Source organism: Chryseobacterium sp. MFBS3-17, from assembly GCF_020687745.1.
Lineage (GTDB): Bacteria > Bacteroidota > Bacteroidia > Flavobacteriales > Weeksellaceae > Marnyiella.
On the sequence record NZ_JAJEWK010000007.1, the window covers coordinates 39423 to 62725 of the forward strand.

Annotated in this window: 23 protein-coding genes, 1 tRNA gene and 1 pseudogene; 12 read left to right on the plus strand and 13 right to left on the minus strand. The window is 39.2% G+C overall.

What is annotated here, in order from left to right; all coding sequences use genetic code 11:
* Window positions 1–38 precede the first annotated feature (38 nt).
* Window positions 39–1274 carry a 2-oxoglutarate dehydrogenase complex dihydrolipoyllysine-residue succinyltransferase gene (gene odhB / locus LKO26_RS04845; RefSeq protein ID WP_227586720.1) on the plus strand — a complete coding sequence of 412 codons (1236 nt, stop codon included), beginning with the start codon at window positions 39–41 and terminating at the stop codon, window positions 1272–1274.
* Between the two features lie 80 nt (window positions 1275–1354).
* Entirely contained in the window at window positions 1355–1741 is a 387-nt protein-coding gene (gene apaG / locus LKO26_RS04850; protein ID WP_227586721.1) for a Co2+/Mg2+ efflux protein ApaG, read from the plus strand.
* On the opposite strand, the gene LKO26_RS04855 is transcribed toward apaG, so the two are convergent.
* The 4 genes from LKO26_RS04855 to LKO26_RS04870 all read right to left on the minus strand — a co-directional run bounded on the left by LKO26_RS04855 (window position 1742) and on the right by LKO26_RS04870 (window position 5347).
* Window positions 1742–2299 (minus strand): 3'-5' exonuclease, encoded by a 558-nt coding sequence (locus LKO26_RS04855; protein WP_227586722.1) that lies wholly within the window; start codon window positions 2297–2299, stop codon window positions 1742–1744. It abuts the gene before it with no gap.
* 77 nt (window positions 2300–2376) lie between these two features.
* Window positions 2377–3144, minus strand: a complete 768-nt coding sequence (locus LKO26_RS04860; RefSeq protein ID WP_227586723.1) for an alpha/beta hydrolase — start codon at window positions 3142–3144, stop codon at window positions 2377–2379.
* Window positions 3144–4421: a hemolysin family protein gene (locus tag LKO26_RS04865; RefSeq protein ID WP_227586724.1), complete on the minus strand. Its 1278-nt coding sequence runs from the start codon at window positions 4419–4421 to the stop codon at window positions 3144–3146. Before LKO26_RS04865 ends, LKO26_RS04860 begins: the two co-directional genes overlap by 1 nt.
* A 59-nt stretch (window positions 4422–4480) precedes the next feature.
* A complete protein-coding gene (locus tag LKO26_RS04870) occupies window positions 4481–5347 on the minus strand; it encodes an alpha/beta hydrolase (RefSeq protein WP_227586725.1) in 867 nt (288 codons plus the stop codon).
* A 631-nt stretch (window positions 5348–5978) separates the two neighbouring features.
* On the opposite strand from LKO26_RS04870, the gene LKO26_RS04875 reads away from it, so the two are divergent.
* Window positions 5979–7790 carry a peptide MFS transporter gene (locus LKO26_RS04875; RefSeq protein WP_227586726.1) on the plus strand — a complete coding sequence of 604 codons (1812 nt, stop codon included), beginning with the start codon at window positions 5979–5981 and terminating at the stop codon, window positions 7788–7790.
* A gap of 245 nt (window positions 7791–8035) precedes the next feature.
* Here LKO26_RS04875 and LKO26_RS04880 read toward each other — a convergent pair whose 3' ends face one another.
* The gene (locus tag LKO26_RS04880; protein WP_227586727.1) at window positions 8036–9076 is read right to left on the minus strand and encodes a LysM peptidoglycan-binding domain-containing protein; all 1041 of its coding nucleotides are present in this window, start codon (window positions 9074–9076) and stop codon (window positions 8036–8038) included.
* Between the two features lie 329 nt (window positions 9077–9405).
* Between LKO26_RS04880 and LKO26_RS04885 the strand changes: the two genes are divergently transcribed.
* Window positions 9406–9490: transfer RNA gene (locus LKO26_RS04885), tRNA-Ser, on the plus strand.
* 291 nt (window positions 9491–9781) lie between these two features.
* On the opposite strand, the gene LKO26_RS04890 is transcribed toward LKO26_RS04885, so the two are convergent.
* From LKO26_RS04890 to LKO26_RS04915, 6 genes are all read right to left on the minus strand, one after another.
* A complete protein-coding gene (locus tag LKO26_RS04890) occupies window positions 9782–10636 on the minus strand; it encodes a PRTRC system ThiF family protein (protein WP_227586728.1) in 855 nt (284 codons plus the stop codon).
* The gene (locus LKO26_RS04895) at window positions 10636–11379 is read right to left on the minus strand and encodes a prokaryotic E2 ligase family D protein (RefSeq protein ID WP_227586729.1); all 744 of its coding nucleotides are present in this window, start codon (window positions 11377–11379) and stop codon (window positions 10636–10638) included. Before LKO26_RS04895 ends, LKO26_RS04890 begins: the two co-directional genes overlap by 1 nt.
* A gap of 35 nt (window positions 11380–11414) precedes the next feature.
* Entirely contained in the window at window positions 11415–12605 is a 1191-nt protein-coding gene (locus LKO26_RS04900) for a hypothetical protein (RefSeq protein WP_227586730.1), read from the minus strand.
* Between the two features lie 89 nt (window positions 12606–12694).
* Window positions 12695–12913: a PRTRC system protein C gene (locus tag LKO26_RS04905; protein WP_227586731.1), complete on the minus strand. Its 219-nt coding sequence runs from the start codon at window positions 12911–12913 to the stop codon at window positions 12695–12697.
* A gap of 11 nt (window positions 12914–12924) precedes the next feature.
* Complete coding sequence (locus LKO26_RS04910) at window positions 12925–13476, minus strand: PRTRC system protein E (RefSeq protein ID WP_227586732.1); 552 nt, start codon at window positions 13474–13476, stop codon at window positions 12925–12927.
* A gap of 65 nt (window positions 13477–13541) precedes the next feature.
* Window positions 13542–13937 (minus strand): single-stranded DNA-binding protein, encoded by a 396-nt coding sequence (locus tag LKO26_RS04915; RefSeq protein ID WP_227586733.1) that lies wholly within the window; start codon window positions 13935–13937, stop codon window positions 13542–13544.
* 809 nt (window positions 13938–14746) lie between these two features.
* On the opposite strand from LKO26_RS04915, the gene LKO26_RS04920 reads away from it, so the two are divergent.
* From LKO26_RS04920 to acpS, 7 genes are read left to right on the plus strand one after another with little or no spacing between them, the layout of a single operon-like run.
* Entirely contained in the window at window positions 14747–15013 is a 267-nt protein-coding gene (locus tag LKO26_RS04920) for a hypothetical protein (RefSeq protein WP_227586734.1), read from the plus strand.
* Window positions 15014–15023: 10 nt separating this feature from the next.
* A complete protein-coding gene (locus tag LKO26_RS04925; protein WP_227586735.1) occupies window positions 15024–15344 on the plus strand; it encodes a helix-turn-helix domain-containing protein in 321 nt (106 codons plus the stop codon).
* Entirely contained in the window at window positions 15345–16196 is an 852-nt protein-coding gene (locus LKO26_RS04930) for an ImmA/IrrE family metallo-endopeptidase (protein WP_227586736.1), read from the plus strand.
* 4 nt (window positions 16197–16200) lie between these two features.
* A complete protein-coding gene (locus LKO26_RS04935) occupies window positions 16201–16944 on the plus strand; it encodes a hypothetical protein (RefSeq protein WP_227586737.1) in 744 nt (247 codons plus the stop codon).
* On the plus strand, window positions 16944–17987 hold the full coding sequence (locus tag LKO26_RS04940) for a nucleotide kinase domain-containing protein (RefSeq protein WP_227586738.1): 1044 nt from the start codon (window positions 16944–16946) through the stop codon (window positions 17985–17987). Before LKO26_RS04935 ends, LKO26_RS04940 begins: the two co-directional genes overlap by 1 nt.
* Window positions 17971–18558 carry a nucleotide pyrophosphohydrolase gene (locus tag LKO26_RS04945; RefSeq protein WP_227586739.1) on the plus strand — a complete coding sequence of 196 codons (588 nt, stop codon included), beginning with the start codon at window positions 17971–17973 and terminating at the stop codon, window positions 18556–18558. The genes LKO26_RS04940 and LKO26_RS04945 overlap by 17 nt, the downstream gene beginning before the upstream one ends.
* Window positions 18558–18932 carry a holo-ACP synthase gene (acpS, locus tag LKO26_RS04950; protein ID WP_227586740.1) on the plus strand — a complete coding sequence of 125 codons (375 nt, stop codon included), beginning with the start codon at window positions 18558–18560 and terminating at the stop codon, window positions 18930–18932. Before LKO26_RS04945 ends, acpS begins: the two co-directional genes overlap by 1 nt.
* Before the next feature lie 10 nt (window positions 18933–18942).
* Here the strand turns inward: acpS and LKO26_RS04955 are convergent.
* Together LKO26_RS04955 and LKO26_RS04960 are read right to left on the minus strand one after the other, a co-directional pair.
* A pseudogene (locus LKO26_RS04955) lies at window positions 18943–19193 on the minus strand (conjugal transfer protein TraD); the annotation flags it as partial.
* A 188-nt stretch (window positions 19194–19381) separates the two neighbouring features.
* The gene (locus LKO26_RS04960; protein ID WP_227586741.1) at window positions 19382–19705 is read right to left on the minus strand and encodes a hypothetical protein; all 324 of its coding nucleotides are present in this window, start codon (window positions 19703–19705) and stop codon (window positions 19382–19384) included.
* 611 nt (window positions 19706–20316) lie between these two features.
* On the opposite strand from LKO26_RS04960, the gene LKO26_RS04965 reads away from it, so the two are divergent.
* Window positions 20317–23295, plus strand: a complete 2979-nt coding sequence (locus tag LKO26_RS04965) for a SusC/RagA family TonB-linked outer membrane protein (RefSeq protein WP_227586742.1) — start codon at window positions 20317–20319, stop codon at window positions 23293–23295.
* The last annotated feature ends 8 nt before the right edge of the window (window positions 23296–23303 follow it).

The following is a 23303-nucleotide window of genomic DNA, read 5'->3' on the forward strand; positions in this document are numbered from 1 at the left end:
AAATTTAAAACAGAACAGAACATAAAAAAATTAACCGCATGTCTATATTAGAAATGAAAGTCCCGTCTCCGGGAGAATCCATTACCGAAGTTGAAATTGCATCCTGGCTGGTACAGGACGGCGACTACGTAGAAAAAGATCAGCCTATTGCTGAAGTAGATTCAGACAAAGCTACCCTGGAACTTCCTGCAGAACAAAGTGGGATCATTACCCTGAAAGCAGAAGAAGGTGAAGTGGTACAGGTAGGACAGGTTGTGTGTTTAATTGATATGGATGCGGCAAAACCGGAAGGAGCAGCCCCTACAGAAACTCCTGCAGAGGCTCCCGCAGCTAAACCGGCTGCCGAAGAACCCAAAAAAGAAGAAAAACCTGCTGCAGCTGCAACATACGCAACCGGAACTCCGTCTCCTGCAGCCAGAAAAATTCTGGAAGAGAAGGGTGTAGATGCCGCTCAGGTTACCGGTACCGGCAAAGACGGCAGAATTACCAAAGAAGATGCGCAGTCTGTAGGTGTAGCCGCTATGGGCAATGCTTCTTCTACCGGCGGATCCAGAGCTCAGGAAAAGACCAAACTGTCTATGCTCAGAAGAAAAGTAGCATCCAGACTGGTTTCCGTTAAAAATGAAACGGCCATGCTCACCACGTTCAATGAAGTGGATATGTCCGAAATTTTCAGAATCAGAAAACAATACAAAGACGAATTTGCACAAAAACACGGCGTTGGGCTGGGCTTTATGTCCTTCTTTACCAAAGCAGTGACGCGTGCTTTGCAGATGTATCCGGATGTGAATGCATCCATAGACGGTGATTTCAAAATCAATTACGATTTCTGTGATATTTCAATTGCGGTTTCCGGTCCTAAGGGATTGATGGTTCCGGTAATGAGAAATGCCGAAAATATGACCTTCCGCGGGGTTGAGGCCAATGTGAAATCCCTGGCAGATAAGGTTCGCGACGGAAGCATCAGCGTAGATGAAATGACCGGCGGTACCTTTACCATTACCAATGGTGGGGTTTTCGGGTCTATGCTTTCTACTCCAATCATCAACCCGCCACAGTCTGCCATTCTGGGCATGCACAACATCATCCAGAGACCGGTGGCTGTAGACGGACAAGTCGTGATCCGACCGATGATGTACGTAGCCATGTCTTACGACCACAGAATTATTGACGGACGTGAGTCTGTAGGATTCCTGGTGGCCGTGAAAGAAGGAATTGATAACCCTGTAGAAATTCTGATGGGCGGCGACGAAAGAAAAGCGCTGGAACTTTAAGATTTACGCAGAAAATTGCAAATTTCACATCCCGCTCCAAAAAGGCGGGATTTTTGTATAAACTCTTTTAAACTCACACAATGTTCTCAAAAACTACTTCTCAGATTAAAGTAACTGTCGTTCCGGAATACGACGGAAAGAACAGTTTCCCTACAGAAAACCGCTTTGTCTTCAGATACAATGTGACCATCGAAAATTTCGGTTCAGATGCTATTGTATTGCAGCGCAGATCGTGGCTGATTTATGACGTGGGATTTGGTTTTACCGAGGTGCAGGGGGAAGGCGTTATTGGACTTACTCCGGAAATCCCGCCGGGTGGCGAATTTAAGTATTTTTCCAATGTCATGATCCGCTCCGGAATTGGCAATATGTACGGCATGTATTCCTGCCGGAATGTTCGCAATGGCGATATGGTAGAGGTGGACATCCCGAAATTCAATCTTATTGCAAATATTCTGAACAACTAATTACAGAACTTTCAGGTTTTTGGCCAGAACCTCATGCACTTCATCTGTGCGGGTCAGCATCAGATTCTGAAAAGCGAGCAGTGAAATTTTTGCACAGACCTCGGCATCGTCGCCGGCACGGTGATGATTGAAAGAGAGGGTATGGTGCTCTGCCAGACTTTTTAACCCGTATTTCGGAAGGTTTTTCCACGATTTTTTTGCCAGGGAAATGCTGCACAGATAGTTGATCCGGGGTTTGAAGAACCCATAATAATCCAGACAGCTCCGCAAAACAGAAGCGTCAAAAGAAGCATTATGTGCAATCATGAGATTGCCGTACATCAGTTCTTCGGCTTCGTGCCAGATTTCATCAAAGGTGGGTGCAGTCTGCACATCGGCCGGTGTGATGCCGTGCACATCCATATTTCGAGGATGGAAATAAGGATAGCTGGGTGGCTTAATGAGCCAGGTTCTGGTTTGCACAATTTCGCCGTTTTCTACCACACAGATGCCCATCTCGCAGGCAGAATGCCTTTCGTGGGTGGCAGTTTCAAAGTCTATGGCGCAGAAATCCAGCATGATTCATTTTATTTTCCAGGCGAAATTATCATATTTTTTTGAATATCGGCCGCTCTTTTTCTATTTAGCATCTGCTATTATTCTAGAATAGTCTTCATTTCCTGACTGAATTTTTCAAACGTTGCCAGATTATCATGGCCGGCACCGGTGATTTCAATGAATTTTTTGGGAATCAGGGGCTGATTTTGTTCAAAAATCTCAAATAGTTTCTTCCCGGAGCGCAGCGGAACTACCAGATCTTTACTCCCGTGAAAGTGATACAGCGGCGAGCCGATTTTCCGGATGTACCGGTCAGAATGAAAATGATAGGTCATTTTCGGCGAAACCTTGTCGGTAACTTTGCCCGGAAGCCAGCGGTTTACTATATCCTGCAAGTTATAAAATGCAGATTCCAGAATCACCTTCTGCGGCTGATTGTCGGCTGCGGTTTTTACCGCAAAGGTCCCACCCAGACTCCGGCCGTATACCAGAGTTTGATCTTCGCCATAATTCCTGCGGGCGAAATCATACGCAAACTGTGCATCTGCATAGAGGAATTTTTCATTACGCTCGCCGGTACTTTTGCCAAAACCCCGGTAGTCCATTACCAGCACATCATAGCCGTACTGTGTGAAATTCTGGGTGATTTTGCCCCACCGGTCCAGATTATCCGCATTTCCGTGGAAATAGACAATGATTCCTTTTGGGTTCGGAATTTTAAAATGAATGCTGCTAATGAGGCCTCCGTCGGGCGTTTCCCACAGATATTCTTCAAAATTATTTTCAAAGTCAAAGCGGTGATCCTGCGGGAGCGTCACCGGCAGAAATACTACTTTTTCCTGAAAATACTGTAGGATTTTCGTCATCAGATGATTGCTGTAATTTTAATTTTATTCACCCGTTGGGCTTCTTTTTCTGTGATTTCCAGTTCCAGATTGTCGATGGTCACTTTCTGGCCCACCTCTGTGGTCCCGCCGTATTCATCCAGGAAAAAACCTACCAGTGTAGTATAGTTGTTTGCATTTTCAAAATCATAATCCAGATCAAAGAATTTCAAAAATTCCACTATGGGCACCTGGCCGTCTGCCAGCCATTGGTGCTCGCCGGTTTCTGTAATCCGGTAGTCAAAATCATCTTCATCCGAAACTGGTCCTACCAATGCGTCCAGCACATCATGCATGGTGACCATACCTACGGTGTTTCCGTATTCATCAATCACAATTCCGTAATGTTTTTTCTCGGTCTTAAACTGTTCCAGCACCTTGTAAGCATAGAAGTTTTCGTTCACAAAAACGGGTTGACGGATGTACGTCTGAAGACTGAAATGTTCATGATCTTCGATGGGGAAAAGGTCTTTAATAAGCACGATTCCCAAAATATCATCCAGATTATTGCCGCGGGTTACCGGGTAAGCATGGTGTTTGTCTTTCCTGATTTTTTCCAGTACAGATTCCAGACTTTCATGATCGCTGAAAAACGTCATGGCGGTACGGTGGGTGAGCAGGGTGTTGATTTTACGGTCGCCCAGTTCAAATACACGTTCTACAATATCCTGTTCTATGACTTCAATTTCACCGTCTTCTGCACTTTCTTTTACAATAGATTTTATTTCTTCTTCGGTAATAATGCTGTCTGTGTTGCTTTTAATCCCCACCAGGCGCAGCAACAGGTTGTTGGAAGCCGTCAGCATCCACACAAACGGAGAAGTAATGACCGATAAAATATGCATCGGCTTGGCGAGTGCAGAGATGATGTGCTCTGGAAACGTCATGGCCAAACGCTTGGGGATCAGTTCTCCCAGCAAAATAGAGAAATACGTGATGACAATAACAATTCCCGTGGCAGCCAGCGTTTTGGAATACGGCTGCAAGACTTCAATTCTGTTTAAAGCATTCTGAAAATCATTGGTAAGATTTTCTCCGGAGTATAAACCGAGCAAAATTCCGATCAGGGTAATCCCGATTTGTACACTAGAGAGAAATTTGGTTGGGTTTTCTGAAAGGTCAATCGCTTTTTTAGCGCCGGCATTACCTTTTTTGGCGCTGCTTTCCAGTTTGAACTTTCGGGAGGAAACAAGAGCCATCTCAGACATTGAGAAGATTCCGTTCAGCAAAATTAGAGCAATGATGATAATGAGTTCCATGCAGAAGGTTAGGTGGTTCAAAAATAATCATTCAGAAATAAATAGAAGACGGATTCATGTTAATTTCTGTGATTGATATTCAGGCTGGTATTCTGAAAGTCAATTTCTTTTTCGGGTTCTTCTATATCTTCAAAAATTTCATCCAGCACACGGTGGTATTCCTTGAATTTGTGTACATCTATATGTCCGGCTTTCAGAATGATGTACAGCCGGGTGTTATCCGGCTGGATTTCACTGAGTTCGATAGCGGTTTTTACAGGAACCAGTTTGTCATCGCTGCCATGAATAATCTTGATGGGGCAGCGCACACTTTGCAGATACTTATAGGTGGGGAGATAGAAGTTGACAAAATATTTAGCCGGCACAAACGGCAGATACCGGCGTATGGAACGTGAAATGCTGTAAATGGGTGAATTGAGAATCAGCAGCCGGGGATTATTTCTGGCGGCGAGCATGGCGGCAAACGGTGAGCCCAGACTCCGGCCGTACACAATGAGATGTTCTTCGGCTACATGCTCTTTCACCAGATCGTAAATAAACTGGATGTCGTGTTTCAGGCCTTCAGAGGTGCGCTTGCCGGTGCTTTTGCCAAAGCCGCGGTAATCCAGCATGATCACATCATAGCTAAGGCGGGTGAAGTCTATGGCAAATTTCCCCCAGCCCTTGATGCTTTTGGTGTTGCCTTTCAGGTAAAAAACAATGCCTTTGGGATGCTCGGTTTTAAAATGCAGAAAGTTGATGTTCACATTAGCCTCCGTTTCCACCGTGCGTTCCTCTGCATTGAGGTGGTCATAGGCAAATTTAAAATCCGGTGGCAGTTTTTCCGGGTGAAAGAAGAATTTTTGCTGAAAAAAGTAAATGACAAGGCCTATGGCCAGCGTTACGACACTGAATACAGCAAGTATGGTATAAAAGTCAACTTTCATTTACAGATAAAAGTATGGTTTTTTCCTGAAAGTGAAGTATTTTTTTTGCACATTGTGAGATGTGGTTGCAAAGGGCATTCGTGGATAAACGAAATTTTCAGGGGGTGTCCGGATTACTGTTATTTGCAGCAGAAGAAAATTGCAGAGCGGTTGAAGCAAGGAGGCTTCCGGGAAATTCTTCCAGAGTTTTGCGGGAGGCTTTGTTTTGAATAATCCGGGGGTTTGGAATGCTTTGGCGGTTTTTTGGGCCGCGCGCCGCAGGCGCGCGGCCGTTCAGCACGGTATCCGTTCTTTTTGTGGTCTGTTCTCTGAAACCACCTGCCGATGACTGAATTTTCTGTCGGCAGGCCTGCACGTAACCAGCCCTGATCGTAGCGGCTACCCCGCACAGCTGCGCCCCGGCGATCGCCGGGGCGCAGCTGGAGGAGTAATAGCGGAGAGCAGGTTCCCGGCTGCCCAAAAACTACATCGGCCATCCTGCCTGGATTTAACGTCATCCTTCTATTGGAGTAAATGGCGTACAATCAATATATTGCATGCTGTGGCAGCACGCGTTTTGTCCTTTTCTGAGAGTGGTCATGGGCGCCATCTCAAAAAAAATCTTTATTTTCGGTCCTTAAAATATAATTCTATGCGAAATCAACAAGATTCTATTTTCGAATCACAGGTGCTGGGTCATCCCTCCGCTTTGTTTGTGCTATTTTTCACTGAAATGTGGGAGCGTTTTTCCTTCTATGGAATGCGGGTGTTGCTGGTACTGTTCCTCACCGCCGCTATGGTGTCTGACAATCCGGGCTGGGAGTGGCCGCGCGAAAATGCACTGGCCCTCATCGGAACCTACGGTTCTTTGCTGTACCTCACGCCGCTCATTGGTGGGTACGTGGCCGACAGGTTTACCGGCTACCGCCTGGCCGTGGTCATCGGTTGTGTAATCATGACACTGGGGCATGCCGCAATGGCCGTGGAAACCAAAGGTTTTTTCTATCTGGGTCTGGGACTGCTGGTCATAGGAACCGGGTTCTTTAAACCGAATATCACGTCCATTATTTCCACCATGTATAAGGGCAAAAATGAGAAAAAAGACGGTGCCTACACCATTTTCTATATGGGGGTAAATGCCGGTGCTTTCTTCGGAATGATGCTTTGTGGTTACCTGGGCGAGAACTTCGGGTGGTCCTGGGGCTTTGGTCTTGCAGGGATTTTTATGATGCTGGGCTGTCTGCAGTTCTGGCTGGCCAAACCTATTTTTGGGGACATCGGCGGGCCGCCTTCTAAAGTGAAGCAACTGCAGAATGAAGAAAATCTGCATACGCCGGATGATGCAGCACCAGCTGAAGCAGCAGCCGGTGGAGCTGTGGTGGTGGATGAGGCTACCGATAAAAGAAACCCTTTCAAAGTGTTTGATTATGTTCTCATTGTGGTCTCTGCCGTAGGCGGACTGCTTTTCCTTTTTAATGATCCGCTGGAGAAAATTGAAAAGATCAACCTCCTGCCGTTTACGGTAGGAAGCCTCAGCGGTACCCATTTCGTAGTACTTGTGGCGCTCACCTGCTTCCTGGTATTATTGATTTCCCGAATTTCCAGATATTCCCGAATTACGCGGGACCGGATTATCGCAGTGTGTTTCTGCGGACTGTTTACGGTCTTCTTTTTCATGGCTTTTGAGCAGTCTCTGGGTTCCATGACCATTTTTGCAGACAGTTATACCGACCGGGAACTGGTGGGTTCTGCCGCTATGGTTTTCAAAATTATTGATGCCCTGCTTACTACGGTGCCACTCATCATCATCACCTGGGTGTTGCTGAAACTCTTTGGCCAAACTTTTGCTAAGATCAGCGTTTCCAATATTTTCCTTGGAATTGCTTTCCTGGGCATCTGGGCATTGGTACTGTTCCGTCTGTATAATAAGTTTTCCGAGCCTGGAAATACCATAGATGCTTCCTGGTTTGCCATCCTGAACTCTTTCTTCATCATTTCTCTGGCACCGCTGTTTTCGAAATGGTGGGAGAGTAAATACAACCCGAGTGCGGGGATGAAGTATGGCTTCGGACTGGTACTTCTGGGGATTGGTTTTGCAATTCTGGCCTATGGCGCCTGGGAAATCCCGCAGGGAGCCATGACCGCTAAAGTGAGCATGATTTTCCTGATTCTGGCCTATCTTTTCCACACCATGGGCGAACTGTGCATGTCACCTCTGGGCCTGTCTTACGTGAGTAAGCTGGTGCCACCGCGCATGATTGGCTTCATGTTCGGTGTGTGGTATCTCGCTATTGCGGTAGGGCAAAAATCTGCCGGTGCCATGGGTGGGATGATTGATAAAATATCCAACGAATACTCCATAGGAACGTTCTTCCTGATTTTTGCAATAGTTCCAATCGGTATGGGAATCGTAGCCATGCTGCTGAGTCCTGTGATGAAGAAACTGATGCACGGAATCCGTTAATTTTTTAGGAGCATTGCGCGAGGTGGTTCTTTCACCGGTTCCACCCGCTCTCCGCTATTACTCCTCCAGAAAGCCCACGGTTTAAACCGTGGGCTTTCTGTGCGGGGTAGCCGCTGTGATCGGGGCTGGGAGTGCGGGTGGCGGGAGATCAGACGCTGACCGGCCATAGTTTTTCATCCTGAACAGAGTTTTGGATTATTGTTGTCAACTGTTAGGCCATGGTTAAAACCATGGGTTACTGGTTTTTACTCATTAGATTGCATTTTCTCCGTCTGTACACGGTGCCTCCGGTACAGTTCGCCTTCATGATAGAGTTCGGTAGTGAGTTCCGCAGAAATCAGTTTTCCGCTGTGCTTATGCGTGCGGTACAGGATGGAAATGGTCCCTTCTACCGGAGTTTCTGCAGGATCGGGCAAACGCTGTCCCCGCAAGATTTCCTCCAGTGAAATGGAATCCTGAATGGAGCCGGAGAGGGTGGTGGTCACGGTTTCTTCGTCACTGTGATCATAAGATGCATGCATCTGGCAGGATACGGGAAAGGAATTCGGGACGAAATGAAAAGATTCATTCCAGGGTTCTTTCCGGTAAAACCACTTGCGGTCCGGAAAGAGCAGCCGAGACAGAGGTTTGTTTAAAAAGAGGTGGTTCAGGCGCTCCGTATCTGCCAGATTTGCTGAAAACAGATCAAAATACCGGGCAAAGATTTCACCATTGAAATACGCCTCCAGTTCAGCCCGGCTGTCACTGAATTTTGTGAGTAATTCTTCAGGCTCTGATATTTGGCGGGCACCTGGTGATGCAATGATAAGCGGCACCGGCGAAATACGGTCCATACATGCCAGTGCGACAGTGCTCATTTTGTCATCGGGTGCGGTACCGTCTTTGGTGTGGCTGTGGCAACGCACGGAAATGAGGAGGCTGCCCGGGGCGTTGGGAGCGCTTTCTGCCGGTTCTAGGTCTGCGGTATAGCGGATGCTGGTTTCCGGACCGGTGTTTTGCATGCAACTTTCGGACACGGTGTAAACTGCAGCATAGAACTTTTTGTCGGGGTAGTGAGAAGGCCGCTCGGGCAGTTGTTCGGCCAGAATCTGCTCCTCAGATTTATATGATTTCGGGATGATCAGTGTACGGATGCCCAGCAAATCATTAAACCAGACTTTGTCCATTTTGCCACAGTTCCGGTTATGGAAATCCTTCAGTTGCTCCCGGGTCATACCGGTTTGCGCAGCCACACGCTCCAGTGTGTCGCCGGGTTTTACTTGATATTCAATCAGGTTATCATCCATATCATCGCGTTTTACTAGTACAAAATCGGATTAAATTTAAAGAAAAGGACGTATCCGGCAAAAGGATGATATGAAAAAGTCTTATAATTTCCTGACGTAAAATTGTGGTGATGAGTGCGGAAGCCCAATTGTTGAAACGCAGAACAGAATCAGAACTGCTTTTTATTTCTTTTCGTGGCAAGTTTCGTCAAATTGTGGGACATCTCTGTTCAGAATCTGTCAAATAACGAACGGTAATGAAAATTCCCTGAAATTTCTCTGTTAAAATTTTGCGGGATTGCGGGAAGGTCTTATATTTGCACCACTGAAAACGGAACTACCGTTTTTTGGGAGAAATGGCAGAGTGGTCGATTGCGGCAGTCTTGAAAACTGTTGACTGTAACAGGTCCGGGGGTTCGAATCCCTCTTTCTCCGCAAACAACGCTAAAAATCAATGATTTAACAAGAGCGGGGACTAAAACAGGGACTTCAAGTCCCTGTTTTTTTTTTTATCGTATTTTTTACTTCGACAACTTTAATAAAAAGTTAGAATGAAAATAAAGCTCCAGCTTTCCCAAAACAAGTCCGCAACCTTTTTTCAAAAACAATGCAAAGTTCATAGGGAAGATGTTTTAGAAATGTGGTTGCTCAAATATTCTGCAAAAATGCGTTTCCGATCGAAGCGAGGAATTGCATTTTTGCCGCACGAACTTTCCATTGGAAAATCTATAATTTCAAAGGTTGGGAATTGAAGTTTTTCAAATTGAGAAAAAATCCTCTATTTTTGGTAAGTCCGTTTCGAAATAGATTCCAAAATAGTGAACATCCTATTTGTGCTAAAGTAGAGTTGATAAATAAATCCTGCTTTTTCAATGCTTCGGCTAAACTACAACTTGGCGTGTCGTCTTTACTTTCGGATTGAGTTAGAAGTTCCCGAAATTCTTCGGTAACGAAAGTTAAATTTTCAACGGTTTCATATTTTTCAGAGTTCGGTTGTCGAATATTTCCAATCGTGGATAAAATAACCTGTCCTGTAAACTGGCTGTTACCAAAATCCATCCAATATTTGGGTTGATTTCTGTAACCACGATTCATATTTTTAAATTCGTTTAAAATGTCAGCGATTTCAAAACGGGATTTTATATTATCTACACATGAAATGTAAATCGCAGATTGCATGTTGTTCTTTAATTTTCCTAAACTATGCCTCTTAAATTTTTGAGTTTCTGCCTTCCAATTTGTTATGAAAAATCGGTTAGTTCGATTGATTAGTGTCACTGATTTTGGTAAACCCAATTCACTTTCCGCAAAAAGTTGACGCCCTAAATTGGCTTCTGTAATTATGTCATCGTCCCATAATCTTACTGATAATCCTGCGTGCCCTAACTCAACTAAAGCATGGTTCATTCTCGCTAATGCCGTCAAAACTTGTGAACCAGTTCCACCTACTCCAATCAAATTAAGTTCAATCGGATTTGTGGAATTTAGCAAATCGTTATCCACGAAATGGACTTTCGTTTTTCTTTCTTCCAAAAAAACAACATCGTCCGAATTTCTACATTTTTCTTCTTTGTTAATCATCACAATAGGTTTTTTAAAGTTAGTTTAGAATCAATGAGAATATTGGTTGGAAATGAGTTTTTGTTTTGAATTAAATCTTTCCAAATTTGTACACAATTTCCTTGTATCGGATTATGACCATTCATCAAATGACTGAAATACGAATTGAAAAAATAATTTTCCCAACTTTCGATGAATTCTTCGAGGGAAAGTGATTTTTTAATTCTTACATCCACTGTTCCCATACAAACTTTTCCGTCCTTGTAAATATTGAAAAACGGAGCGTGAAAAAGTGACGTATTTTCATTCGGTCTTTTGCTGGATTTCAAAGCAAATATTTTCAATCCAAATTTATCAGCACACCAAAGAACTGAAGGGACATTGGCTTTTCCATTAGGAATGGCTAAATTTTTTACAAAGAACAATTCTCTTTTTTGTGCTTTGGAAAACCAAATTACTTTTCCATTGTTCGAAGAATCGAGGTAGAGAACATTAATTGGTAAAAGTCCTTTTGGCTTTAGAAAAGTCTTCTCTTTTTCGGTTTGGATTTGAAGTGATTGAGAAAGGTTTTTGGCTTCTCGTACAGACAAAGGCTGAGCGTTGATTGGACTTCCATTTTCGTCCATATCGAAATACTCGACATAAGGTTCAGCATTTGGATTTTTAGATTGATATAATACCAATGCAGATTGAGGATGATATAACGTTCCGAATTGCTTTTCAACGTCTATAATTTCGTTTTCTTTGACTGTATTTGTTTTCATTTTTTTTACTAAATTTTAGGTTTTATTCAAGTAAATTATTTGCTCAAAAGATAAATCAGTTGATTCATCAATTCAAAAAGACGGGTTTCAAAATCGAGATTGTTTTGGTTAAGACTTTTTCCGTCAAAAACCATAGAAACGATGGGTTCTTGAACTTCTCCGTATTCGTTAAATTCATTGTTGACCATTTCAATAATTTGGTCGGAAATCAATCCTTTGTTATCGGCATAAAACGAAATGTATTTGTCCATTGAAATCACGGTTTCTTCGTTGTAATATTCTTCATCGACAATATTTTGATGATTGACCTCATTGTTAAAATGAGCATTTCGATACAGATGTTCTTCGGGATATTGTTGATACAATTCAAAAACTTGTTCCGCTAAAAGGAAACATTCTTGGCCAAATTCATTTTCGGATTTGAATTGATTTAATCTTTCGGAAAACCGAATTAAATTCTGAGAATTTGCAATTTTTCGCTCTATAAAATCGCCAATCATTTCAGCAGTTTTCAGTTCTTTATTATGCAGATTGGTTTCTTCTCTGACATCATCTTGTTCAACCCAATCGTTGAGTATTTCATACAGCCAATGAAGGTATGAATCTTCGTTTCGGTAATACGAAACTCCTACATTTCGGTACAGATAAGTGCATACAGATAACAATAAATGAGCAGTTTTCTTTCGCTTTTTGTCTTTGAGCAATTTATAAAGTGGAACAACCGGAATGTAAAACAAACTTGTTCCTGTATCACAGCGTTCTTCACTTGCGATTGAAAGTTTTCCGATTCTTTTTATCAACTGAATGTTGTTCCAATTTTCGACATTATTTTGCAGTATATGTTCGATGTTCCAAAGAGATAATGAAATGTTATAGGGATAGTCAAAATCTTGTGTTTGCATTGGTTCTAGCCCGTAATGTTCTGATAGTTCTGAAAGCGATTGATAAAAACTCTTTTCTTCTTTTTCAGTTTCCTTTTTGGTCTGAACATTTTTATCTGCTGTACACACTTCACTTTCTCTGAACTTTGGTAGAAAAGTAGTCTTTAAAAAACCATTGGAAGTTGGTTTGCAGGAACGGATTTTCTTTGGTCTTTTCTGATTTCTGACGAATCTTTGCTCAGCTTCATCCAATCTGCAAATTGCAGTAACTGATGATGAAGCTGTTTTTGTTTTTTTTCTTCGGGAATTTCGATTTTTCCCGATATGATTTTTCGTTGCATTCATTTTTTTGATTTGGTTAATGGTTTCTGTTAATGGTTGTTGATTAATAATCGAAAAAATTCTATCAACTATCAACCAACATAGGTTAACTATTATCCTTTCGTTCCCATTACACTTTCAAATCGGTATTGAATAGTATCATCTTTGATTTGAGGTGCAGAAATTTTGGCTGTGGTTAAAATCGGATACGTATTGGCGTAAAAATTCATGACTGATTCAACGCTCCATTTTGGTTCTGGGTCGGTCAATCGGATTTCTTGTCCATTGTCTTTCAAAATGAAAACTCTTTCTAATTGTGTTGCAAGTAACATTTTTCGGATTTTTAAAGTTGAGTTTCAGTTAAATTTTCGTTTGTTGGTTCAGTAAAAAGACTGGGTGCAAAGTGTTTTTCATACTCGTCCTGCTTCTTTCGGATAGTTTCGGCATAATCGGGATATTCCGACATTTTCGGAAGTGCACACCACGCTTCTTTGTACTTCTGTTCTTTTTCGAGAGTTTCGGCTTTTTGTAAAGCATCTTTGTATTTTTTGCCTTTGGCTTCCTTTTCCTTCTTCTCATTATCGACTTTCTCTTTCTCCATTGCCGATTTTCTCTTGGCTTCTTCAAGTTGCTTTAGAAAACTTTCCATATCCACCATCAATCCCGAAGCGTTTTGTAACGGTGTTGTGATATTTTCAAAAAAACCATTGTCCAATTCTTCCGCTGTTCCCCTTAAATTAAGGGGCGGAATCAGTTTCTTGGCTTCGTCCCCGCATTGCTCGTTTTTGAGCAATAGGGAAACAACAAAATTATTGTCTGTGGTTGGGGTAAAAGTGAGATGTAAATCGCCTGTGAGATTAAGTTTGGCAATTTGTCTAAAAAAATTGGTTTGCATTTTCTTTAAATTTTAAATGGTGAATTTTGAATTTTGAGTGAAGGTTTCTGTTCAATTGATGAAAATTAAAAGGGTAAATCGTCTTCTGTTTCTTCGAGCAAATTGGTTGTTTTTTGAGGTTTTTCGGTTGGATGTTCGTCTGAATATTGTTTTTTCGCGACTCCGTGTAATTTGATGTTTGAGGTATGGAAATTCATTCCCGAACGGATTTCTCCATCGTTTCCAATCCAAGCCGAAGAACTTGCCCTGCCCGAAAGTTCCACCAAAGTTCCTTTGGTTAAGATTTTTACCACGTTTGGACTTATCCAATACGAACAATTGAAATAGGTCGTTTGTTCCACTCTTTCGCCTTGTTTGTTTCGGTAACTGTCATTGATGGCGACTGAGAAATTCACGACTTGTTTGTCGTTTTTCAAGGTGTTGATTTCTGCGTTTTTGGTAATTCTTCCGATGATGTTCATAATTTTTCGTTTTAAATTGTTAATATTTTAGTTGATAGTTGTCTGTTTTCAGTTGATTGAATTTTCTGTTAAATTGATTTGGTATCGAGGACACTTGGCTTTATTCTTTGTTTTTTACTAAAGTGGAAAAGCATAATTTGTCCTTACTTTTTTCTGATTTTATTGATGTTAAAGAGCGACTGCTATTCAAATTGATTCGTACAACTGAGGTTTCGACTTTTTCTTTGCCAACACCAAAGGACAGTTTCAGACACACAAAACCCGATTCGGTTCCGCTAAAAAATAACAGAATACGAATAGGGCTCGAAATCTTTTTGTCCGTAGGATTTAGGAGTTTCTGAAAAAATGAGTGGAGCCTGTGGAAAGAATTTTTTGAGATACCCAAAAAGATTTTTTTAAGTGAATGAAGCTGTCCAAAATTTGCAACAGTAAAAAGCAAAAACCGCTGTTGGAAGCGGTTTGTTATTGAGGTCGAGGGTAAATGAAATTAGGAGAAAGTATTGGGGAAATAGGTTCTTAGTTACAACTTATAAAATTCAAGCTTTCCTTTGCTAATAAATTTAGCGAAAGCATCAATTTAACTGTAATTAGATTTCAAATCTTTGGGGTTTTGCAATTATTTTAATTTGATGGCGAAGGTTTTGGGGTGATCTTTTTTAATAGTTGAGAATCAAAAATCAAAGTGCGATTGTAACAAAGTGGTAGTGAGGATTTGTTTGGCTGGGAGTGTCAAACTATTTTGAAATAAATAGATAAAAAATTTGCATTGTATGAAAATCTTACATAAATTTGTACGAAATTGATACAATATGGAAACATTACAATTAGAAAAAGATATTATTGAAATTATTCAAGAAGTATGTAATCATAATGAAGTGAATGAGGTAGTTAATGAAAATTTCTATCCGGGGAATTTTATTATGAGTCAAGTTTTGGTTTCTATTTTTTCTCAAATAGAAATAAAAACAGGAATTGAAATCCCCAATGATTGTTATATTTTTCACGATAGCAAAACAAAGAAACAGTTAAGTATAAAAGAGGCTGCAATTAAACTTTTAAAATTGTCAAAAAATTAATAATAAAATTATGTCTGAAAGAGAACAAATAGCAGAAAGATTGAAAGAGGCAAGAATAATGTCCGGTTTATCACAAGAAAATGCTGCAAAAATTTTGCAAATACATAGACCTGCAATTTCAGAAATAGAGAGTGGAAGAAGAAAAGTAAGTGCTGAAGAAATAATACAATTTGCTAAACTGTATAAAGTAAGTACTTCGTGGTTATTGTTAAAAGAAGAAGATGAATCCGCTTTTGATGAACAAATAAAAATCGCAGCAAGGGAATTGAGCAGTATGGATGAATCAGATAGAAAAAAACTTTTAGAAATATTAAGAATACTGCCTAAATAGATGAAAGAGATACATACCAAAGCAATCCGAAAGGCAAGTGAAATTAGATTGAAATTAGGATATAGTTTATATGAGCCAGTTAACGTTTATGATATTTGTTCCAAATTGGAAATAGATGTACAATTTGTAGATATTAATATGGAGGGGCTTTACGTAAACAATAAAGACTTAAATAACACATCTCCGAAAATTCTTATTTCACGATTACGACCATTTCCAAGAAGGGTTTTTACCTGCGGGCATGAACTTGGACATCATGTGTTTGGTCATGGGTTAAAGATAGACATACTAACTGAAGAAAATGAGAGTTCAAAATATAAAAGTGATGACGAAATACTTGTGGATACATTTTCAGCACATTTATTAATGCCAATAACTTGTATTCAATCAGAATTTATAAAAAGAAAATTGGATTTTGGAACAGCAACCGAAATGGACTATTACATAGTTAGTTCAATTCTTGGAGTGGGTTATCAAACATTGATTATTCATTGTAAAATTAACAGACTTATTGATGATTCTAAATATTTTGAATTAGCCAAACATACGCCTGCGAAAATATTCAAGAAATATTTTGGGAATGTTGATGAAAAGGCATATTTCAAGATAATTGATTTTAAAACGAATAATTTACCTATTGACTTAGAGGTTTCAAATTATCTTGTTGTTCCAACAGAATTTGAAGTTGATAGCCAATATTTAGAAAAATTAAAAAGCACCGAAATCGGAACATTGTATATGGCGAAAAAATCGGGAATATCCTCCATTTATTCAAATGAGAACAGTTGCTTTGTAAGAATCCAACCGCAGAACTATATTGGTTTTGCAGAATATAGACATTTAGAAAATTAATAAAATGAACATACCAGTATTAATAGAAGGAGATAACTTATCCAAAGCTTGGTGCAAAGTTTTTCAACATATAATTGATAATTCGGGTAATGAAATTACTCCGTTAATTTTGACTTTAACAGGTTTTGAAGAAGATAAACTAATAAACAGCGAACTGAATAAAGATTTAGCTAGAAATAAATTAGATTCGATAGAAATAGTATCAGAAACTATTTTTCCGCAGGCATTATATAAATTCAATGAGAATGACAGACAAAAACTGTTTGAAATTTATTTGAATAATGTTTTGCCAAGAATTAAGAAAATTGATCCTCGAAATAGTTCAGGAACCTATTTTGAAAGATTAATAGCTTTTGGAGATGCTAATAAAAATCAATTAGATATTATCATCGATTCTCTTAAACAGGATTCAAAAATCAAACGTAGATCAAAATCCCAAGCTGCAATTTTTGACCCTTTAAAGGATCATAAAAATGGCGTGTTTCAGAGCTTTCCTTGTTTACAGCACGTTACATTTTATAAATCAGAAAGTGGCGGATTGATAATAAATAGTTTTTATGCGATGCAATATTTGTATCAAAGAGCATATGGCAATTGGTTGGGGTTAATTAATCTCGGGAAATTTGTTGCACAAGAAGCAGGTTTAGAATTAGAGCGATTTAATTGTTTTGTTGGTGTAGAAAAATTAGACCATTTAACGAAAACACAAGCAAAAGTATTAATTGGTAAAATGAAGTTAGATAACTAATGAGCGTAATAACAGAGAAGCAGAAAACATTTACAATATACAAACCTTTGTTACCAGCAAAAACCACGGAAGTGTATGATAGTTATTGGAGGTTTGCAGTTTTAAGGCAAGATGTTTTTTTTAGTAGAATTGAAGGAGATAAATATCCTTGGACAGATGACCCTGTTTTATTTAAACATAGATTTACAAATGCTTATAGAGCATCAGATAGAGTGAGTCAATACTTAATCAGAGAGGTTATTTATAACACCGCTTATTCAGATGCTCCAAACGAAGTTCTTTTCAGAATACTTTTGTTTAAGCTGTTTAATAAGATTGAAACTTGGGAGTTGTTAAAAAGCAAAATTGGAAATTTAGTATATGATGAATTTGATTTCAAAAAATATGATAAAGTTTTAAATAAAGCATTCGCTGAAAAGAAAACGATTTATTCTGCTGCTTACATAATGCCATCAGTAAAACAATTTGGTCATGTACGGAAACACTCCAATCATTTAGAGTTGATTGATTATATTTTGAAAAAAGATACAGCCGTTCAATTGATGAATTGTAATAAAATGCAACAAGCATTTGATATAGTTAAAAGTTTTCCCGGTTTAGGAGATTTTTTAGCGTATCAAATTTTGATAGACATCAATTATTCCAACATAATTGATTTTTCAGAATCAGAATTTGTTGTTCCGGGACCAGGTGCTTTAGGCGGAATAAGTAAGTGTTTCAAAAGCACCGGTGGATTGAGTAATGTTGAAATAATTAAACTAATGGTTGATAGGCAAGAAATGGAGTTTGAGCGATTAGGTTTAGACTTCAAAACACTTTGGGGAAGACGTTTGCAATTAATAGACTGCCAAAATTTGTTTTGTGAAGTAGATAAATATGCAAGGGTAAAACACCCCGAAATAAAAGGGAATAGTGATAGAATCAGAATAAAACAAGTGTACAAGTTAAATACTAAACCAATTGATTATTGGTTTCCTCCAAAATGGGGAATTAATGAGAATATTAACTCTCAAAAATTTAAGCGAAATGAATCAAACAAATAAAACATTCTTCTTTGATGAAGATTATATTCCAAGAGAGCAACTTCCAAGAGCTTTTCGGATGTCATTTAAAGAAGTTGGCGTTGGAGAAAAAAATGAGGTAAGAGTGATGTTAAATAACACAAAGCAAGTAGGAGATATCATTAATGATAATTCCTACGATAATGATTTTTATCGCTATCACGATATTTTTCATTATTCATTTGCAGCTTTGCTTGGTTGGTCACCTTGCACAAGAGCAATGATGAGAAGAAAACGCAAAAGTAACCCACAAGTTGATGAAATTGAGGATGGTGCAAGAGCAACAATTACCGAAGAAGCTATTTCTATGCTTGTTTATAATGAAGCAAAAAGGAAGGGTTTCTTTAAAAATAAATATAAAGTTTCAAAAACTACTTTAAGAATAATTAAGGAAATGACAGAAAATTTTGAAGTCAAAATTAGAACAACTGAGGAATGGGAAAGAGCAATTCTTAAAGCATATAGTGCGTTTAGATTTTTGGTTGCTAACAATGGCGGTATTGTGGAATTTGATTCAGTTCATAGAGAACTAAAATACTATTCATTTCAATAATGATTGTTTCTATTGGTTGCGATATAGTTGAACATAAAGTCTCCCAAAAATTGGATTGGGAAAAAGATATTAATGTTCAAAACCGAATTTTTTCAATAAAAGAATTACAGCTGTATTCAGAAAATAAACAATTGCAGTTTCTTTCGGGCAGATTTGCTGTCAAAGAGGCTGTATTGAAATGTTTATCTATTGGTATGGAAGATGGTATTTCCTTAACAGAAATTGAAACTTTGCAAACAAAGAATGGTTTACCTTACATAAAATTGGCCGGAAAACCACTATTGATTTCTACTCAATTAGGAATAGAAAAGTGGCATATCAGTATTACTCATTCTTCAAATTATTCGCAGGCATTTGTCATTGCCGAAAGATAATTTGATCCACTCACACAAACTCCCCAATAGCAAAATCTTCCAAATCATCATTCCACAAGGAGGAAGAACAGGTTTGGGTTTCAGAGAAAAGCTGCTATCCAAAAGCTCGGCAATTTTTCGGGAAGCACCTTCAACAGAGTTTTCCAACAAATTGAATAATTCAGTTCCCTGCAATTTTTGAAATATGACTGCTGCTGTTTCCTTTTGGGATTGTTCCAAATTTTCTTTTTGAAGAAGTGTTCTCACGGAGCTTAGTTCTTCATGAATCTCCTTACGCAAGATTGTTATAGTCCACTAAAAATGTTCCATTCCTATTCGAAATCAGGTTTTGAGCAAATGAGAGCCATCCAAAATTTTCAATAGTAAAGAGTAAAAAAAGCCTTTTGGAAGAGGTTTGTTAATGAGATCGGGATTGAAATAAGTTTAGTGGAAATTACGTTGGAAATCTACTAAACTTTCTTATCAAGATTCTTCTTAAAGTCATCAATCTGCTTCTCACTTATTTCTTCATAAATTTTAGAGAAATCTACCAAGGTAAAATTCATAGCCTCAATTATTAGTACAATAGTTGTCATAGCAGTTCTTGTAACTCCATTAAATGCTTGCGATACAGTAGCCTTTCGCATATCGGAGTGAATAGCTATTTTTTCGTAGCTATTAATAATTTCGTCAATCTTACCTACATTTTGAGAATACTCTTTATTCTGCTTTAATAAATGTCGTAAAGAAATTGCAACTTTAATTTTTATTATCTCTTCAGCATGCTGTTTCACTTTCGCAATTAACTACATAAAACAAAATATTTCGGAACGGTATTGCGTACCTAAAAGATTATTTATATTTTTGGGAAAGGAATTACATCAAAAATGTAATTTTGCAATACTTCAACGATATATAGAAGCTATTGCTTAGAATCTCGATTTGAAAACTGGCACTTTTCTTTGCAACGAGAGGATAAGTTTCTAGCTCACGCCTTTGGCGTGGGCTCTCTTATCTGTTGCACGGTATGCCAGTACCTCAAATCGGATATGTAGAGTGCCACGCTGTTTTTTTGCAATACTCTTCCTAAGCAATTTTCTTTTTGCTGCTGTATTGTAATCTTCATAAAAAATGGGGAGATAAAAAACCATTCATATCAACCCTTGGTTCTGGAGGTAGGGGAGCGAAATAGTGCTTCACCTCACTTTCCTCTACCACAGAACTTTTTATGCCAATCGATTCATTTTTAAACCTTAGAAAAGAGAAAGCAATGCAAAACATCATTCCATTTTACAATGATTCGTAGAAAGTGAAAATAGAAAACCCTAACCTGTTGTAAGATGGGGATCTCCGCAGGATAGGGCAATGTGTCTTAACTATTTACTAATTAAAACTTTTCAAATCTATGAAAAAAATCCTAAGCCAATGGATGATGTTGGTCATGGTTTTATGGGGTGTATTAAGCACTGCACAATCGAAATCCATAACCGGTATTGTTTCCGCAAACGGTAATCCAATCGGAGGAGTCGAAGTTCTACAAGAAGGAACTTCAAATACAACAATTTCTTCATCAGCAGGTCAATATGCCATTGTTACTAACGGTGAAAAACCTTTACTCATTTTTTCACATCCCGACTATCAACACCAAGAGGTATCTGTAAGCAATCAATCAGTAATTGATGTTGATCTTAAAGAAAGAGTCAACGAAATAAAAGAAGTTGTCATCAACGCAGGTTACTATTCTGTAAAAGACAGGGAAAAAACAGGAAGTATTGCAAAAGTATCTTCTGAAGACATCCAAAACCAGCCTGTAACTAATGTGCTTTCTGCAGTGCAAGGTCGGATGGCTGGTGTTAGCATTACGCAATCTTCCGGAATTAGTGGAGGTGGTTATGACATCCAAATCAGAGGAAGAAATAGTCTCCGACGTGAAGGAAATGAGCCACTTTACATCATAGACGGTGTGCCGATTGTCGCTGAAACGCCTGCAAGATTTGGGGCATCAGTTTTACCTTATTCATCACTGAATCCTTTGAATAGTATCAATCCCAATGATATTGAAAGTTTCGAGATCTTAAAAGACGCTGATGCTACCGCCATTTATGGATCGCGTGGCGCAAATGGTGTTATTCTTATTACAACTAAGAAAGGCAGAAAGAATAGGATGGAAATCAGTTTCAATGCAGCTCAATCGTTCAGTACTGTTGCCAGAAAGATGAAAATGATGAATACCCAACAGTATTTGGATATGCGGAGGCAGGCGTATGAAAATGACGGTATTACAACCTATCCTGCAACGGCTTTTGATGTGAACGGGACTTGGGATCAGTCCCGAGAAACCGATTGGCAAAAAGAACTGTTAGGGAATACTGCAACCAATAATTTAATTCAATTAACGGCTTCTGGTGGTGGTGAAAACACTTCTTATAGAATCAGCTATGCACATAATGAAAATTCGACTGTATTTCCAAGTGATTTTGGTTATAAAACTAATAATATAGCTTCCAACATTATGTACTCAAGTCCAGATAAAAAATGGAATCTAACCGTATCCAATCTTTTCTCTACACAAAAGAACAATGTCATTAAGGACGACTACACTTCAAGGGCTCTGCTACTAAGTCCGAATGCACCAGCATTATACAATTCGGATGGAAGTTTAAATTGGGAAAACAATACCTTTACCAATCCAGTAGCAGCTTTTGAAAGCAGTTATTCTTATGATGCCAAGACTTTCAACACAGGTATAACTGCAAGCTACCAAATTTTCCCCTTTCTTCAATTAAAAATGGATGGTGGTATTAATTACACCACCTTCGAAGAATGGTCTATCACACCGCACACCATTTACAATCCGTCATATGGACTAACAAGTGCCAATTCTTCATCGTTTAAAAATAATCAACAAACGTTCTCCTACATCTTGGAGCCACAGCTGCTAGCCGACTGGTCATTGAACCAGCATCGATTCAATTTACTGGTAGGCTCTACCTTACAACAAACGGCAACGAGTCAGAATGCCATCCAAGGATATGGCTTTGAAACCAATGCACTTATTAGAAACTTGGCGGCAGCAAAAACAAAAATCATTTCGGATTTAGTGGAAACCGATTACAATTACGCTGCGGTTTTTGGAAGACTCAACTACGCATTGAAAGGCAGATATATTATCAACTTTACGGCGCGTCGGGATGGTTCCAGCAGGTTTGGTGACGGCAACCGTTTTGCAAATTTCGGAGCAGTTGGTGCGGCTTGGATTTTTTCGGAAGAAGAATTGCTCAAAAACCTAAAGTGGCTGTCATTTGGTAAACTTCGTGCGAGTTACGGAACATCTGGGAACGACAAAATAGGAGATTATCAATTCTTAGACACCTATACGGTTTCCTCAACGATTTATGACGGAGTTACAGGACTTTTGCCTTCGAGATTGTACAACCCCAATTTCAGTTGGGAAAAAACGACGAAGAAAGAAATTGCTTTGGAGTTGGCTTTTTTGAAGAATAGAATCAATTTATCATCAGCATATTTCAACAATACTTCATCCAATCAGCTGGTAGGTATTCCTTTGCCGGCGACTACAGGTTTTTCTACAATCAACGCCAATCTTCCTGCAACGGTTCGCAATACAGGTTGGGAATTTGAAGCAATGGCGAGACCGTTTTCATCAAAGTCACAACTTAAATGGGAAACCGCAATCAATTTAACTATTCCTAGAAATAAATTGGTAGCATTTCCAAATTTAGAAGGTTCTACTTATGCCAATCAGTATGTTGTGGGCGAGCCAACAAACATTGTTAAAGTCTACCAGTACAATGGTATTGATTCAGAAAAAGGTTTGTACCAGTTCACAGACGTTAATGGAGACGGAAAAATTACTTCTCCAGAAGATAACAAAACGGTTGAAACACTTGGACAGAGATGGTTTGGTGGGTGGTCGAACAGTATCACTTACAAAAATTTGAGTCTAAGTTTCTTGTTACAGTTTGTAAAACAAAAAAATTGGAATTACAATAAACTGATTTTGACGCCTGGATCATTTCATAACCAGCCAGTTGAGGTTCTCGATGTATGGTCGCTAAATAATCCTACAGGAACTTATATGCCCTATAGCGCAGGAACCAATGTACCGATTAATACCCTCTACAATTATTACCGGAACAGCACCGCAGCTATAGGCGACGCTTCTTTCGTACGGCTCAAGAATGTGCAACTTAGCTACAAACTACCATTGCGGAATAACATCACTAAAGAAGTCACCATTTATGCCCAAGGTCAAAATCTGTTGACTTGGACCAACTATTTTGGATTAGATCCGGAATTTTTGATCATAGGGTATTTACCTCCTCTTAAAACATTTGCTTTAGGAACTACAATAACTTTTTAATAGAACTT

What these genes read in the sequence shown, in the direction of transcription:
- LKO26_RS04905 (WP_227586731.1), bottom strand. Translation starts at nt 12,913, where the DNA reads ATGTTACTTGCAACACAATTAGAAAGAGTTTTCATTTTGAAAGACAAT.
- LKO26_RS04910 (WP_227586732.1), bottom strand. Translation starts at nt 13,476, where the DNA reads ATGCAAACCAATTTTTTTAGACAAATTGCCAAACTTAATCTCACAGGC.
- LKO26_RS04860 (WP_227586723.1), bottom strand. Translation starts at nt 3,144, where the DNA reads ATGACGAAAATCCTACAGTATTTTCAGGAAAAAGTAGTATTTCTGCCG.
- LKO26_RS04920 (WP_227586734.1), top strand. Translation starts at nt 14,747, where the DNA reads ATGGAAACATTACAATTAGAAAAAGATATTATTGAAATTATTCAAGAA.
- LKO26_RS04895 (WP_227586729.1), bottom strand. Translation starts at nt 11,379, where the DNA reads ATGAAAACAAATACAGTCAAAGAAAACGAAATTATAGACGTTGAAAAG.
- LKO26_RS04865 (WP_227586724.1), bottom strand. Translation starts at nt 4,421, where the DNA reads ATGGAACTCATTATCATCATTGCTCTAATTTTGCTGAACGGAATCTTC.
- LKO26_RS04915 (WP_227586733.1), bottom strand. Translation starts at nt 13,937, where the DNA reads ATGAACATCATCGGAAGAATTACCAAAAACGCAGAAATCAACACCTTG.
- acpS (WP_227586740.1), top strand. Translation starts at nt 18,558, where the DNA reads ATGATTGTTTCTATTGGTTGCGATATAGTTGAACATAAAGTCTCCCAA.
- LKO26_RS04880 (WP_227586727.1), bottom strand. Translation starts at nt 9,076, where the DNA reads ATGGATGATAACCTGATTGAATATCAAGTAAAACCCGGCGACACACTG.
- LKO26_RS04890 (WP_227586728.1), bottom strand. Translation starts at nt 10,636, where the DNA reads ATGATTAACAAAGAAGAAAAATGTAGAAATTCGGACGATGTTGTTTTT.
- LKO26_RS04940 (WP_227586738.1), top strand. Translation starts at nt 16,944, where the DNA reads ATGAGCGTAATAACAGAGAAGCAGAAAACATTTACAATATACAAACCT.
- LKO26_RS04900 (WP_227586730.1), bottom strand. Translation starts at nt 12,605, where the DNA reads ATGAATGCAACGAAAAATCATATCGGGAAAAATCGAAATTCCCGAAGA.
- LKO26_RS04935 (WP_227586737.1), top strand. Translation starts at nt 16,201, where the DNA reads ATGAACATACCAGTATTAATAGAAGGAGATAACTTATCCAAAGCTTGG.
- apaG (WP_227586721.1), top strand. Translation starts at nt 1,355, where the DNA reads ATGTTCTCAAAAACTACTTCTCAGATTAAAGTAACTGTCGTTCCGGAA.
- LKO26_RS04930 (WP_227586736.1), top strand. Translation starts at nt 15,345, where the DNA reads ATGAAAGAGATACATACCAAAGCAATCCGAAAGGCAAGTGAAATTAGA.
- LKO26_RS04855 (WP_227586722.1), bottom strand. Translation starts at nt 2,299, where the DNA reads ATGCTGGATTTCTGCGCCATAGACTTTGAAACTGCCACCCACGAAAGG.
- LKO26_RS04965 (WP_227586742.1), top strand. Translation starts at nt 20,317, where the DNA reads ATGAAAAAAATCCTAAGCCAATGGATGATGTTGGTCATGGTTTTATGG.
- odhB (WP_227586720.1), top strand. Translation starts at nt 39, where the DNA reads ATGTCTATATTAGAAATGAAAGTCCCGTCTCCGGGAGAATCCATTACC.
- LKO26_RS04925 (WP_227586735.1), top strand. Translation starts at nt 15,024, where the DNA reads ATGTCTGAAAGAGAACAAATAGCAGAAAGATTGAAAGAGGCAAGAATA.
- LKO26_RS04945 (WP_227586739.1), top strand. Translation starts at nt 17,971, where the DNA reads ATGAATCAAACAAATAAAACATTCTTCTTTGATGAAGATTATATTCCA.
- LKO26_RS04875 (WP_227586726.1), top strand. Translation starts at nt 5,979, where the DNA reads ATGCGAAATCAACAAGATTCTATTTTCGAATCACAGGTGCTGGGTCAT.
- LKO26_RS04870 (WP_227586725.1), bottom strand. Translation starts at nt 5,347, where the DNA reads ATGAAAGTTGACTTTTATACCATACTTGCTGTATTCAGTGTCGTAACG.